At 66.4% G+C, this 12,297-nt stretch carries 10 protein-coding genes; 6 read left to right on the top strand and 4 right to left on the bottom strand.

Annotation, left to right across the window (positions count from 1 at the left end):
• A complete protein-coding gene (locus tag ACHL_RS09525) occupies positions 1 to 762 on the top strand; it encodes a TetR/AcrR family transcriptional regulator (protein ID WP_015937085.1) in 762 nt (253 codons plus the stop codon).
• A 1-nt stretch (position 763) separates the two neighbouring features.
• Positions 764 to 2,869 carry an acyl-CoA dehydrogenase family protein gene (locus tag ACHL_RS09520; protein WP_015937084.1) on the top strand — a complete coding sequence of 702 codons (2,106 nt, stop codon included), beginning with the start codon at positions 764 to 766 and terminating at the stop codon, positions 2,867 to 2,869.
• Positions 2,870 to 2,951: 82 nt separating this feature from the next.
• Here the strand turns inward: ACHL_RS09520 and glgA are convergent, their stop codons facing one another.
• Positions 2,952 to 4,157 carry a glycogen synthase gene (glgA, locus tag ACHL_RS09515; RefSeq protein WP_043793923.1) on the bottom strand — a complete coding sequence of 402 codons (1,206 nt, stop codon included), beginning with the start codon at positions 4,155 to 4,157 and terminating at the stop codon, positions 2,952 to 2,954.
• A gap of 102 nt (positions 4,158 to 4,259) precedes the next feature.
• On the opposite strand from glgA, the gene glgC reads away from it, so the two are divergent.
• The 3 genes from glgC (at position 4,260) to ACHL_RS09500 (ending at position 7,709) form a co-directional block, all read left to right on the top strand.
• Positions 4,260 to 5,672: a glucose-1-phosphate adenylyltransferase gene (gene glgC, locus ACHL_RS09510; protein ID WP_015937082.1), complete on the top strand. Its 1,413-nt coding sequence runs from the start codon at positions 4,260 to 4,262 to the stop codon at positions 5,670 to 5,672.
• A 99-nt stretch (positions 5,673 to 5,771) separates the two neighbouring features.
• Positions 5,772 to 7,223 (top strand): SDR family NAD(P)-dependent oxidoreductase, encoded by a 1,452-nt coding sequence (locus tag ACHL_RS09505; RefSeq protein WP_015937081.1) that lies wholly within the window; start codon positions 5,772 to 5,774, stop codon positions 7,221 to 7,223.
• Between the two features lie 18 nt (positions 7,224 to 7,241).
• The gene (locus ACHL_RS09500; RefSeq protein WP_015937080.1) at positions 7,242 to 7,709 is read left to right on the top strand and encodes a pyridoxamine 5'-phosphate oxidase family protein; all 468 of its coding nucleotides are present in this window, start codon (positions 7,242 to 7,244) and stop codon (positions 7,707 to 7,709) included.
• Between the two features lie 32 nt (positions 7,710 to 7,741).
• Here ACHL_RS09500 and ACHL_RS09495 read toward each other — a convergent pair whose 3' ends face one another.
• From ACHL_RS09495 to ACHL_RS09485, 3 genes are read right to left on the bottom strand one after another with little or no spacing between them, the layout of a single operon-like run.
• The gene (locus tag ACHL_RS09495; protein WP_015937079.1) at positions 7,742 to 8,593 is read right to left on the bottom strand and encodes a transglutaminase family protein; all 852 of its coding nucleotides are present in this window, start codon (positions 8,591 to 8,593) and stop codon (positions 7,742 to 7,744) included.
• On the bottom strand, positions 8,590 to 9,516 hold the full coding sequence (locus ACHL_RS09490) for an alpha-E domain-containing protein (RefSeq protein WP_015937078.1): 927 nt from the start codon (positions 9,514 to 9,516) through the stop codon (positions 8,590 to 8,592). The genes ACHL_RS09495 and ACHL_RS09490 overlap by 4 nt, the downstream gene beginning before the upstream one ends.
• Before the next feature lie 57 nt (positions 9,517 to 9,573).
• Positions 9,574 to 11,130, bottom strand: a complete 1,557-nt coding sequence (locus tag ACHL_RS09485) for a circularly permuted type 2 ATP-grasp protein (RefSeq protein WP_015937077.1) — start codon at positions 11,128 to 11,130, stop codon at positions 9,574 to 9,576.
• A 113-nt stretch (positions 11,131 to 11,243) separates the two neighbouring features.
• Between ACHL_RS09485 and ACHL_RS09480 the strand changes: the two genes are divergently transcribed.
• Complete coding sequence (locus ACHL_RS09480; RefSeq protein WP_015937076.1) at positions 11,244 to 12,287, top strand: YeiH family protein; 1,044 nt, start codon at positions 11,244 to 11,246, stop codon at positions 12,285 to 12,287.
• Positions 12,288 to 12,297: the final 10 nt, after the last annotated feature.

Raw genomic sequence — 12,297 nt, 5'->3', positions numbered from 1 at the left:
ATGCGGTTACCGATACCCAGCGTACCTGATACGCTGGGTATCGTGAACATCCCCGGAGTACAAACTGAAGCACTCACTGACGGGCACTCCCCTGCCGCCAGTCCGGACGGCAGGTCGTCCCGCTGGGAGTCCCACCGCGAAGAGCGCCGGCGGCAGCTGATCAAGCAGGCCCGGCGCGCGGTTCATGCACTTGGCAGCGACGCCTCCATGGAGGACATCGCCGCAGCCGCGGGTACGTCCAAGTCGGTGTTCTACCGCTACTTTGGCGACAAGGCCGGGCTGCAGCAGGCGGTGGGCGAGGTGGTCCTGGACCAGATGCAGCGCCGTATCCGTGAGGCCGCACAGAGTGCTGTGACGCCGCGGGAAGGGTTGTTCGCGATGGTCTCCGCCTACCTGCAGATGGCCTCCACCAGCCCAAACGTCTACACCTTCGTCACGCGCCACGCCGAAGCATCCGGGGCAGCGGCCGTCTCCGGGGCCCTGGGGCACTTCTTCGACGCAGTGGCCGAGATGATCGCCACCCCCATGCGCTCCCACCTGGGTGACGGGAAGGAAGCGGTCATCGGGTTCTGGCCCAAGGCTGCCATCGGGCTGGTGCGGAATGCCGGCGAACAGTGGCTCAGCACCCCCGGCTCCGCCGCCAAACCGGAGCAGGACGCCATGGCCCGCCAGATCACCGACTGGCTCTGCGTCGGCATCGCACCCGAACTGTCTACTCCCAGCACCACCAAGCAACCTGTCAGCACCAACGAAGGACATTGACATGACTGAAGTAGTGGACCGCCCCGCCGCCAAGGGTTCCGGCCCTTCCCGGCTCCCTGCCCCCACAGACCGGACCCAGCCGGGCGTCGACTCCGAAGCGCTGGGCAGGCAACTCCTTGGCAAATGGGCAGATGTCCGCCGCCAGGCGCGGGACCTCGCCGCCCGCCCTGAACTGCATAAAGTCGAGGGCCAGACCCACACGGACCACCGTGCCAGGGTCTTCGGGCAATTGAAGTTCCTCGTTGACAACGGAGCGGTCCACCGCGCTTTCCCCGCCGAGCTGGGCGGCTCCGACGACCACGGCGGAAACATTGCCGGCTTCGAGGAGCTGGTGGTGGCGGATCCGTCCCTGCAGATCAAGGCCGGGGTCCAGTGGGGGCTGTTCGGCTCAGCCGTCATGCACCTTGGCACGGCAGAGCACCATGCAAAGTGGCTGCCCGGAATCATGAGCCTTGAAATTCCCGGCTGCTTCGCCATGACCGAGACCGGCCACGGCTCGGATGTGGCAAGTATTGCCACCACTGCAACCTATGAGCCCGCCTCCGAAGAGTTCATTATTCACACGCCCTTCCGCGCTGCCTGGAAGGACTACATCGGAAACGCGGCAACGGACGGACTCGGCGCAGTGGTGTTCGCCCAGCTGGTGACGCAGGGCGTCAACCACGGGGTCCATGCCTTCTACGTGGACCTCCGCGACCCGGACACCAAGGAATTCCTGCCGGGCATTGGCGGTGAGGACGACGGAATCAAGGGCGGCCTCAACGGGATCGACAACGGACGGCTGCATTTCACCAATGTCAGGGTCCCGCGCACCAACCTGCTCAACCGCTATGGCGACGTCGCCGCCGACGGCACCTACAGCTCCCCCATCGCCAGCCCCGGCCGGCGCTTCTTCACTATGCTGGGAACCCTGGTCCAGGGTCGGGTATCCCTGGACGGAGCAGCCGTGGCGGCATCCAAGGTGGCGTTGAAGGCCGCCATCCAGTACGCCACCGAACGCCGGCAGTTCAACGCCTCCTCCCATACGGACGAGGAAGTGCTGCTGGACTACCAGCGGCACCAGCGCCGCCTGTTCACCAGGCTGGCCACCACCTACGCCGCCGGGTTTGCGCACGAACAGCTCCTGCAGAAGTTCGACGACGTCTTCTCCGGCGCCGCGGACACCGACGCCGACCGCCAGGACCTCGAAACCCTTGCGGCAGCGCTCAAGCCCCTCAGCACCTGGCATGCCCTGGACACGCTGCAGGAATGCCGGGAAGCCTGCGGCGGCGCCGGGTTCCTGATTGAGAACAGGTTTGCCTCGCTCCGGGCGGACCTTGACGTCTACGCCACGTTCGAAGGCGATAACACCGTGCTGCTGCAGCTCGTTGCCAAGCGGCTGCTGGCCGACTATGCCAAGGAGTTTCGCAACGTGGACTTCGGCGTTCTGGCCCGCTACGTGGTGGGGCAGGCCACCGGCGCAGCCATCCACCGGACCGGCCTGCGCCAGGTGGCACAGTTCATCACCGACACCGGCTCCGTGCAGAAGGCTGCGATCGCGCTGCGCGACGAGGAAGGGCAGCGCGCCCTGCTCACCGACCGGGTGCAGACCATGGTCGCTGAGGCTGCCACCGCGCTCAAGGGCAGCAACCGGCTCCCGCAGGACAAGGGAGCGGCCCTCTTCAACCGCCACCAGAACGAACTGATCGACGCTGCGCAGGCCCACGCCGAACTGCTGCAGTGGGAGGCCTTCACCGAGGCGCTCGCCGACGTTACCGACCCCGGCACGAAGAAGGTCCTGACCTGGCTGCGTGACCTCTTCGGACTCTCCCTGATCGAGAAGAACCTCTCCTGGTACCTGATGAACGGCAGGCTCTCCATGCAGCGGGCGCGTACCGTGGGCGGTTATATCAACAGGCTGCTCGAGAAGATCAGGCCGCATGCACTGGACCTGGTGGACGCATTCGGGTACGGCGATGAACACGTCCGCGCTGCCATTGCCACAGGGGCCGAAACGGTACGCCAGGACGAGGCCCGCGCCTACTTCCGCAGCCAACGTGCCAGCGGGCAGTCCCCCGTGGACGAGAAAGTGCTGCTGGCGCGCAAAGCCGGTGGCCGCAAGGCCTAAAGCCCGGCAAAGTCCTGGTACGACGACGGCGCCGCTTCCCTTGCACGGGGAGCGGCGCCGTCGTCGTACTGCTGGGGGGACGTCAGCTGCCGGCGGGCAGCACTGAGCGGTACACCTCAAGGGTGGTCTCCGTGATGGACTCCCACGAGAAATGCTTCTCGGCACGCTCACGGCCCGCCTGGCCCATGGCCCTCGCGCGGTCCGGATCGGAGACGACTTCCGTGAGGGCGGCCGCGAATTCACTGACAAACTTCTCCGGATCCAGCGGCGTCCCGGTACCGTCAGTGACCTGCTCGAGGTCCACCAGCAGCCCGGTCCGGCCGTGCTCCACCACCTCGGGGATGCCACCCGTGGCGCTGGCCACCACTGCAGCGCCGCAGGCCATCGCCTCGAGGTTGACGATGCCCAGCGGTTCGTAAATGGAAGGGCAGGCGAAGGCGGTGGCGTGGCTCAGGACCTGGATCAGCTCGTGGCGGGGCAACATCCGCTCGATCAGCACCACGCCGGTCCGCTGTTTCTGCAGCTCTTCGATCAGCGCGGCGGTTTCGGCGGCCAGCTCCGGGGTGTCGGCCGCACCCAGGCACAGGACCAGCTGGACGTCGTCAGGAAGCTTCGCAGCCGCCCGAAGGAGGTACGGAACCCCCTTCTGACGCGTGTTTCTTCCCACAAAGACGACGCTCGGCCTGGCCGGATCGATACCCAGCGCACGGATGGCGTCGTCGTTTTCGTCGCGCTTCCACAGCTCCACGTCGATCCCGTTGTGGACTACCCGGACCTTCTCCGGATCGACGTCGGGGTAGCTGCGCAGGATGTCCTGCCGCATTCCCTCTGACACGGCGATGATGGCGGCGGCAGCCTCATAGGCAGTCTTCTCCACCCAGGAGGACAAGGCATAGCCGCCACCGAGCTGCTCCGCTTTCCACGGACGCAGGGGCTCCAGGCTGTGGGCGCTCAAAACATGCGGAATTCCGTGCAGCAGCGAGGCCAGGTGTCCGGCCATGTTGGCGTACCAGGTATGCGAATGGACCAGGTCGGCGCCGGCAATGTCCGGGACGATCCTCAGGTCCACGCCCAGCGTCTGCACCGCAGCGTTGGCTGACCCCAGGTCCTCCGGCACAGCGTAGGAGGTCACCGCTGCCCCGTGATAGTCGGCGTCGCGGGGAGCACCAAAAGCACGAACCTGCAGGTCAACGTGCTTACTAAGCACCCTGCTCAGTTCGGCGACGTGCACCCCGGCGCCACCATAAATTTCCGGCGGGAACTCTTTAGTCACAATATCTATTCGCACAAGACCCAAGGTAGTCCTTCACGCATAACTGTTCTAGTGTGAAGGAGTCCGGGCGTACCGGACTGTCTTGGGGAGTTACGAAGGCGTACAGGAGCGACCACTATGCCGTTGAATAAAAAAGTCCTGGCCATTGTCCTCGCAGGTGGCGAGGGAAACAGACTGATGCCACTGACGGCAGACCGGGCGAAGCCCGCGGTGCCTTTCGCCGGCAGCTACCGCCTTATCGATTTTGCGATTTCCAACCTGGTGAATTCGCGCTACCTGCAAATTGTGGTCCTCACGCAGTACAAATCCCATAGCCTCGACCGGCATATTTCCGAAGCCTGGCGCATGTCCACGCAGCTGGGGAACTACGTCGCTTCCGTCCCCGCCCAGCAGCGCGTCGGCAAGAGCTGGTTCCTGGGCAGCGCCAACGCCATCTACCAGTCCCTGAACCTGATCCACGACGCCAACCCCGACATCGTCGTCGTGGTCGGTGCAGACCACGTCTACCGCATGGACTTCGCCCAGATGGTGGAGCAGCACGTCCACAGCGGAGCCAAGGCAACCGTTGCCGCCGTCCGCCAGCCACTGAACATGGCCGACCAGTTCGGCGTCATCGAGGTGGACCAGAACGATCCGCAGAAGATCGCGGCATTCGTGGAGAAGCCGGCCAGCACTCCCGGGCTCGCAGCGGATCCGTCCCAGTTCCTCGCCTCCATGGGCAACTACGTGTTCGACGCCGACGCCCTGGTGGCCGCCCTGCACGTGGACGCCGAACGCCTCGACACCAAGCACGACATGGGCGGCGACATCATCCCCTACTTCGTCAACCAGGGCGAGGCGGGCGTTTACGACTTCACGCTCAACGAGATCCCCGGTTCCACCGAACGCGACCGCACCTACTGGCGCGACGTAGGCACCATCGACTCCTTCTACGACGCCCACATGGACCTCATCTCCCCGCTGCCGGTGTTCAACCTCTACAACTCCGAATGGCCCATTTACACGCGGCAGAGCATTTCCCCGCCCGCCAAGTTTGTCCGCGGCCTCAACAACACGGTGGGCACCGCCCTGGATTCGATCGTCTCAAGCGGCGTGGTGATCTCCGGCGGCGTGGTGGAGGGGTCCGTCCTCTCCAACGACGTGTACGTGGCAACCAGCAGCCGGGTCATCGACTCCGTGCTGATGGACAAAGTACAGGTGGGCGAGGGCGCGGTGATCAACCGGGCCATCATTGACAAGAACGTCAAGGTGCCGGCCGGCGCTGCCATCGGTTTGGACCCGGAGCTGGACCGGGCCCGCGGCTTCAAGGTCACCGATTCCGGGATCACCGTTCTGTCCAAGTACCAGGAAGTCCCGGAACCCGGCGAACATGAGCGCCAGCTGGCCGCCAAGAACCTGCACCTGGTCCCCAACGCCGTAAAGGCGGCCGCGGACCAATACCCGGAGGTGCGCGAATCGGTGGACAAGGTGGCCAGGACCCACGCCGCCGCTGCCGCTGCCGAAGCTTCCCCCGGGGCGCGCGTCTCCTGACACCCCCCCTGACACCTGGCCGAAGGACCGGCGGCGCCTGCACGGCGCCGGCGGTCCTTCAGTCATGATGGCCTGTATGCACGCTGTAAAATTGACCCAATGAGCTCCCCCGACCTGACCCCTGAGGAAATCCAGGCCTGCCTCAAGGTCCTGAACACCATCCACGTCTACGACGAGGAGCACCCTGACTACATCTCGGTGCGCCGGGCCACCGGCAAAATGTTCAAAGCGGTCAAACGCCACCGCAGGGTCACCAAGCGCGACATGATTGCCGACGCCGACCGGGCCGTCATTGCCCTGACGGCCACGGCCGCCCCGGACCGGATCGACGACGAGACGCGCGGGAACAAACTCGCTACCTCCGCCACCGGCGAAGTGGCCGGCCACCTCATCCGGTCCCGCCCCTGTTACATCTGCAAGAAGCACTACACCCAGGTCGACGCCTTCTACCACCAGCTGTGCCCGGAATGTGCGGCGTTCAGCCACAGCAAGCGCGATGCACGGACCGATCTCAACGGCCGGAGGGCCCTGCTGACCGGCGGCCGCGCCAAGATCGGCATGTACATCGCCCTCCGGCTGCTGCGGGACGGAGCCCACACCACCATCACCACCCGGTTCCCCAAGGACGCCGCACGGCGGTTCGCTGCCATGGAGGACAGCGCCGAGTGGCTGCACCGGCTGCGGATTGTGGGCATCGACCTCCGCGACCCGTCCCAGGTCATGGCGCTGACCGACTCCCTTAACGAGGCCGGGCCGCTGGACATCATCATCAACAACGCCGCCCAGACCGTCCGCCGCACCGGCAACGCCTACAAGCCACTGGTGGATGCCGAGGACGAACCGCTGCCTGCCGCACTGGAGCAGGCCAACGGCGGACCGGAACTGCTGACATTCGGCCACGCCCATGACAAGCATCCGCTGGCGCTGGCCGGCAGCGTGACCGAGCACCCCGTCCTCGCCGGGGATGCTGTGACGTCACTGGCACTCTCCACCGGTTCCGCCTCACTGGAACGCATCGCGGCGGGGACGGCCATCGACGCCGGCGGCCTGGTTCCGGACCTGGCCACCATCAACAGCTGGACTCAGGTGGTGGACGAGGTGGACCCGCTGGAGATGCTTGAAGTCCAGCTCTGCAACGTCACAGCCCCGTTCCTGCTGGTCAGCCGCCTCCGTGGTGCCATACAGCGTTCCACGGCACACCGCAAGTACATCGTGAATGTCTCCGCCATGGAAGGCCAGTTCTCCCGGGCCTACAAGGGCCCCGGCCACCCGCACACCAACATGGCTAAAGCAGCGCTGAACATGATGACCAGGACCAGCGCGCAGGAGATGCTCGATACCGACGGCATCCTGATGACCGCCGTGGACACCGGCTGGATCACCGATGAGCGGCCCCACTACACGAAGGTCCGGCTGATGGAGGAGGGCTTCCACGCTCCGCTGGACCTGGTGGACGGTGCAGCGCGGGTCTACGACCCCATTGTCATGGGTGAAAACGGAGAAGACCAGTACGGCGTCTTCCTCAAGGATTACAAGCCCAGCCCCTGGTGAAAGGCGTATGCTCACGGCATGAGCAACGAGTCATCACCTGACGTCCAGAACCTCGAGCACCACGAATGCTGGGCCATGCTGCGCACCGTCTCCGTGGGCAGGCTGGCCGTCCTCTCGGACGGCCGCCCGGATATCTTCCCCATCAATTACACGGTGGACGGCGGCACGGTGGTGTTCCGCACGGGCCAGGGCACCAAGCTGTCGGCCGCGTCAGGAGACGCGGCCGTGGCGGTGGAGGCCGACGGCGTAGATCCGGAGAGCGGCCTCGCCTGGAGCGTGGTGGTCAAGGGAACCGCGGAAGTGGTGAAGGGGGCCGAGGACGTCCTGGACACGTCCCGGCTCTACCTCTTCCCCTGGCAGGCGGGCCGGAAGGACGCGTTCGTCCGGATTACCCCGGAGTCCGTCACCGGCCGCCGGTTCAAGGTCACCGAGCCGATGACCTGGTGGACCCAGATCAGCAGTTCGGCCAAGTCCGCCCACAAGTAAGCGGTGGCGCGCGCACCTGCGCACGCCACCGGTCAGGCGAGCTGGGTGATCTCCACGCTTACGTTCAGGGCCGATCCGCCGCCGCCGGACAGGATGCCCTTCAGCGGCGAGACGTCCCGGTAATCCCTTCCGCGTGCCACGGTGACGTGAAAGTCACCGGCAGGCTTGTGGTTGGTGGGGTCCCAGCTGCGCCATTCGCCGTCCCACCACTCCAGCCAGGCGTGCGACTGGCCGGCAACTGTCTCTCCCACACCGGCACTGGAGCGCGGGTGCAGGTAACCCGAAACATAGCGTGCGGGGATTCCGCAGCTGCGCAGGGCACCGATGGCCAGGTGCGCGAGGTCCTGGCAGACACCCTGCCGCTGCGTCCACGCCTCTTCGGCGTTGGTGGTGACGGCGGTGGAGCCGGACATGTAGGTCATCTCGCCGCGCATCCAGGCAAAGATGGCCATGGCGGCCTCATGCGGGTTCTTTCCGTCAACAACGCCCGGGATGATGCCCAGGACTTCGTCCCCCGGCCCGCTGAGCCGTGACTGCGGCAGCCAGTCGCTGTGGGTGTTGAGGGTTTCCGGAGAAGCCAGCACATCCCATCCAACGATGTCGGACTCGGACGGGATCTTCCCGGCGCGGTGGACTTCGACGGTGATGTTCGAGATGACCTCGAGGTGGTCGTGCGGCATCTGCATATCGAAGGCCGTCACCCTGGTGCCCCAGTAGTCGCGGTAGGTGCTCACGGCCGCCTGCGACGGGGACACCTTGACCACCGATTCGAGGACCACCTGCTGGGAGTCCGTCAGCGGCGTCATCCGTGCCTCGTTGTACGAGAGGGTGACGCGCTTGTTGTACTTGTACGCCGTCCGGTGCACGATGCTCAGCCGGGTCATGAAACTTCTCCCACCCAGGCCAGTTCGTCCGCCTGATTGAAGTACTTACGGGAAATGGCGTCCGAGGCCTGGGACACAGCCTTCTGCACGCGTTCCATGTGTTCGGGCAGTTCGGACATGAGGTCGTCCGTCCGGTGGAACTCGAGGAACGTGCGGGCCTGGCCCACGATCCGGCGGGCGTCGTTGATGAAGCCCACGCGCTGGGCCGAGGGGTCCAGCTTGGCGAGGCATTCGTCGGCGTCACGCAGGGCATAGACGATGGAGCGCGGGAACAGCCGGTCCAGGAGCAGGAACTCGGCCGCGTGCTGGTCACCGAAGGCTGCCCGGCGGGTCCGGAGGAAGGACTCGTAGGCACCGGCGCACCGGAGCATGTTGACCCAGGACATGCCTGCGGACAGGACATCCCTGGTGGACAGCATGCGGGCTGTCATGTCGGCCCGCTCCAGTGAGCGGCCGAGGACCAGGAACAGCCAGCTTTCGTCGTGGCTGACGGTGGTGTCCGCCAGGCCGCTGACCATGGCGGTGCGTTCCAGGGTCCAGTTGCAGAACCGGTAGGTGCCCACCACGTCCTTGCGGTGCTGGCTGAGCCCGTAGTAGGTGGTGTTGAGGCTCTCCCACAGCCCGGAGGAGACCGTTTCGCGGGCACGGCGGGCGTTCTCGCGGGCAGCACCCAGGGACCCGGCGATGGACGTGGCGCTGGTCTTGTCGTAGGCCAGGGCGTGCAGCAGTTCGGGCAGGCCGAAGTCGTCGCTTTGCGGCCTTGCCCCCATCACGGCGAGCAACTCCTGGGCCACGCTTTTGCGTTCCTCCATGGGGAGGTGGTTGAGCCGCTCCAGGTGCACGTCGAGGATGCGGGCGGTGCCGTCGGCCCGCTCCACATAGCGGCCAATCCAGAATAGGGATTCGGCAATACGGCTAAGCATTCGCGGCTACCTCCTGCGGGGCCGAAACGGACAAGAAACGGGGCCGGGCGGGGCGGTTCACTGCTGCTGCTCCGACTGGCGGTCCCGCCAGTTGCTTTCCACTGGCCAGACGGAAACCCGCTCGCGGACCGAGATGGATTGCCGCGGTACGGACTCGACGGGCATCTGCGGCGAATCGGCCAAGACCCAGGTGTCCTTGGAGCCGCCGCCCTGACTGGAGTTAACGATCAGCGAGCCTTCCTTCAGCGCCACGCGGGTGAGGCCGCCGGGTAGCACCCAGACGTTGTCGCCATCGTTCACGGCAAACGGGCGCAGGTCCACGTGCCGCGGGCCGAACTTGTCGCCACTGAGTGTGGGGACCGTGGAGAGCTGAAGGACGGGCTGGGCAATCCAGCCGCGGGGATCGGCGATGATCCGCTGGCGCAGGGCGTCCAGTTCGTCGTTGGAGGCGTCCGGACCGATGACCAGGCCCTTGCCGCCGGAGCCGTCCACCGGCTTGACCACGAGTTCGGCGAGGTTGTCCAGGGTGTACTCCCTGGCTTCCTTCTCCTCGAGGCGGAACGTATCCACGTTCGCGATGATGGGCTCCTCGCTGAGGTAGTAGCGGATCAGGTCAGGAACGTAACTGTAGACCAGTTTGTCGTCCGCGACGCCGTTGCCCACGGCGTTGGCGATGGTGACGCCGCCGGCACGGGCCGCGTTGACCAGTCCGGGGCAGCCGAGCATGGAATCTGCCCGGAACTGGAGGGGGTCAAGGAAGTCATCGTCGATGCGCTTGTAGATGACGTCCACTCGCTGTTCACCTGCGGTGGTGCGCATGTACACGCGGTTGCCGCGGCAAATGAGGTCGCGTCCCTCAACCAGTTCCACGCCCATCAGCCCGGCCAGCAGCGTGTGTTCGAAGTAGGCGCTGTTGAACACGCCGGGCGTGAGCACGACGACGGTGGGATCGTCCACGCCCGACGGTGCGGTCTTGCGCAGGGCCGAGAGCAGCCGGCGCGGGTACTCCTCGACCGGGCGGATGAGCTGCTGGCCAAAGGCCTCCGGCAGGCCCTTGGCCATGGCACGGCGGTTCTCGAGGACGTAGCTGACGCCCGACGGAACACGGACGTTGTCCTCAAGGACACGGAAGGTCCCGGCGGCGTCGCGGACCACGTCGATGCCGGAGATGTGGACGCGGACGCCACCGGCGGGTTCGAACCCGTGCACCTGCCGGTGGAAGTGGGCGCTGGTGGTCACCAGCTGGCGCGGTATCACGCCGTCGGACACCACCGTCATCTTGTCGTACACGTCGTTGAGGAAGGCCTCAAGGGCACGGACACGCTGCGCCACACCGCGCTCCATGACGTCCCATTCAGCAGCGGGGATGACCCTGGGGACGATGTCCAGGGGGAAGGGCCGCTCCTCCCCCGCAAAGTCAAAGGTGACGCCGCGGTCCAGGAAGGTCCGGGCCATGGAATCGGCCCGGGCGCTGACATCGGCCAGCGAGAGCTTGCGGAGCGCATCCGCCACCTGCTCATAGGAGGGGCGGGCCTGTTGCCCGGGGGCGAACATTTCGTCGTAGGCTCCGGTCCGGCCCGCGGCCTCGGAGTAATCCTGGAAGAGGTCTGACATGCCCAATAGCCAACCACCTTTTTGTTTCGAATTCATAAACGGCCTTCCATTGTGGCGTGTTGGCGCGGGCTGCCGGTTCGGACATTCCGGGCTGCGTCCGGCAAAGTGGGTGAGTGCCAGTCAGCAGAAGCTCCCCCACCCCCGGCCCGGGACGCCCGCGGGGAGCCGCACGGCTGCTGCCCGGCCTGGCCGCTGCGGCCGTTGCCCTGGTGCTCGCCTTCCTCATCCACGCGCTGGTGCCGTCCCTTCCGGCGATGACCCTGGCCGTGGTTTTGGGGGTGCTTGCCGCCAACCTGCCGGTGACCGGCGGGTGGACGGCAGGACGTGCCCGCCCAGGGCTGGACTTCGCAGGCAAGCACCTGATGCGCGGCGGAATCGTGCTGCTGGGCCTGAAAGTGGGCATCGGCGACGTCCTGGACCTCGGCTGGCTGGCGCTGGTACTGATCACTGCCGTGGTCGCGGCAAGTTTCGGCGGCACGTACCTGATCTCCCGGCTGTTCAGGCTGCCGCCGGTGACAGCGCTGCTGGTGGCCACCGGGTTCTCCATCTGCGGGGCCTCAGCCATCGGCGCGATGGCGGCGGTACGGCGCATCCGGCATGTGGACACGGTACTGCCGGTGGCGCTGGTGACCCTGTGCGGCACCCTGGCCATCGGCGTCCTGCCCCTGCTGGTCCACCCGCTCCGGCTCAGCGCCGAGGTTTTCGGCGCCTGGACTGGCGCGTCCGTGCACGATGTGGGGCAGGTGGTGGCCACGGCGCAAACTGCCGGCCCCGCGGCCCTGGCGATCGCCGTCGTCGTCAAACTCACCAGGGTGCTGCTCCTGGCGCCCGTGACGGCGCTGGCGGGGGCGCACCACCGGATCTCACTCCGGCCTGCCGGGGACGACGCTGGCCTGCCGCCTGTGGTGCCGCTGTTCGTACTGGGATTCGTGGCCATGGTGGCGCTGCGCTCCACCGGGTGGTTGGCGGACGGGTGGCTGGAGGCGGGGGCGATGCTGCAGGACGTGCTGCTTGGGGCCGCGCTCTTCGGCCTGGGGTCAGCGGTGCGGATCCGTACGTTGCTGCTGACCGGCGGGCGGGCCCTGCTGGCGGCGCTGGCATCGTGGCTGCTGATTGCGGTCCTGGGCCTTGCGGCCGCCCTGCTCATCGTCCGCTGACGAGCCGCCA

Origin of the sequence: Pseudarthrobacter chlorophenolicus A6 (assembly GCF_000022025.1) — a bacterium.
Classification (GTDB): domain Bacteria; phylum Actinomycetota; class Actinomycetes; order Actinomycetales; family Micrococcaceae; genus Arthrobacter; species Arthrobacter chlorophenolicus.
Note: the sequence above shows the minus strand (reverse complement) of the source record. Positions and strands in the feature narration are given on the sequence as shown.

Coding starts and splice junctions, on each gene's coding strand:
- ACHL_RS09520 (WP_015937084.1), top strand. CDS start 764: ATGACTGAAGTAGTGGACCGCCCCGCCGCCAAGGGTTCCGGCCCTTCC.
- ACHL_RS09505 (WP_015937081.1), top strand. CDS start 5,772: ATGAGCTCCCCCGACCTGACCCCTGAGGAAATCCAGGCCTGCCTCAAG.
- ACHL_RS09495 (WP_015937079.1), bottom strand. CDS start 8,593: ATGACCCGGCTGAGCATCGTGCACCGGACGGCGTACAAGTACAACAAG.
- ACHL_RS09490 (WP_015937078.1), bottom strand. CDS start 9,516: ATGCTTAGCCGTATTGCCGAATCCCTATTCTGGATTGGCCGCTATGTG.
- ACHL_RS09485 (WP_015937077.1), bottom strand. CDS start 11,130: ATGTCAGACCTCTTCCAGGATTACTCCGAGGCCGCGGGCCGGACCGGA.
- glgC (WP_015937082.1), top strand. CDS start 4,260: ATGCCGTTGAATAAAAAAGTCCTGGCCATTGTCCTCGCAGGTGGCGAG.
- ACHL_RS09525 (WP_015937085.1), top strand. CDS start 1: ATGCGGTTACCGATACCCAGCGTACCTGATACGCTGGGTATCGTGAAC.
- ACHL_RS09500 (WP_015937080.1), top strand. CDS start 7,242: ATGAGCAACGAGTCATCACCTGACGTCCAGAACCTCGAGCACCACGAA.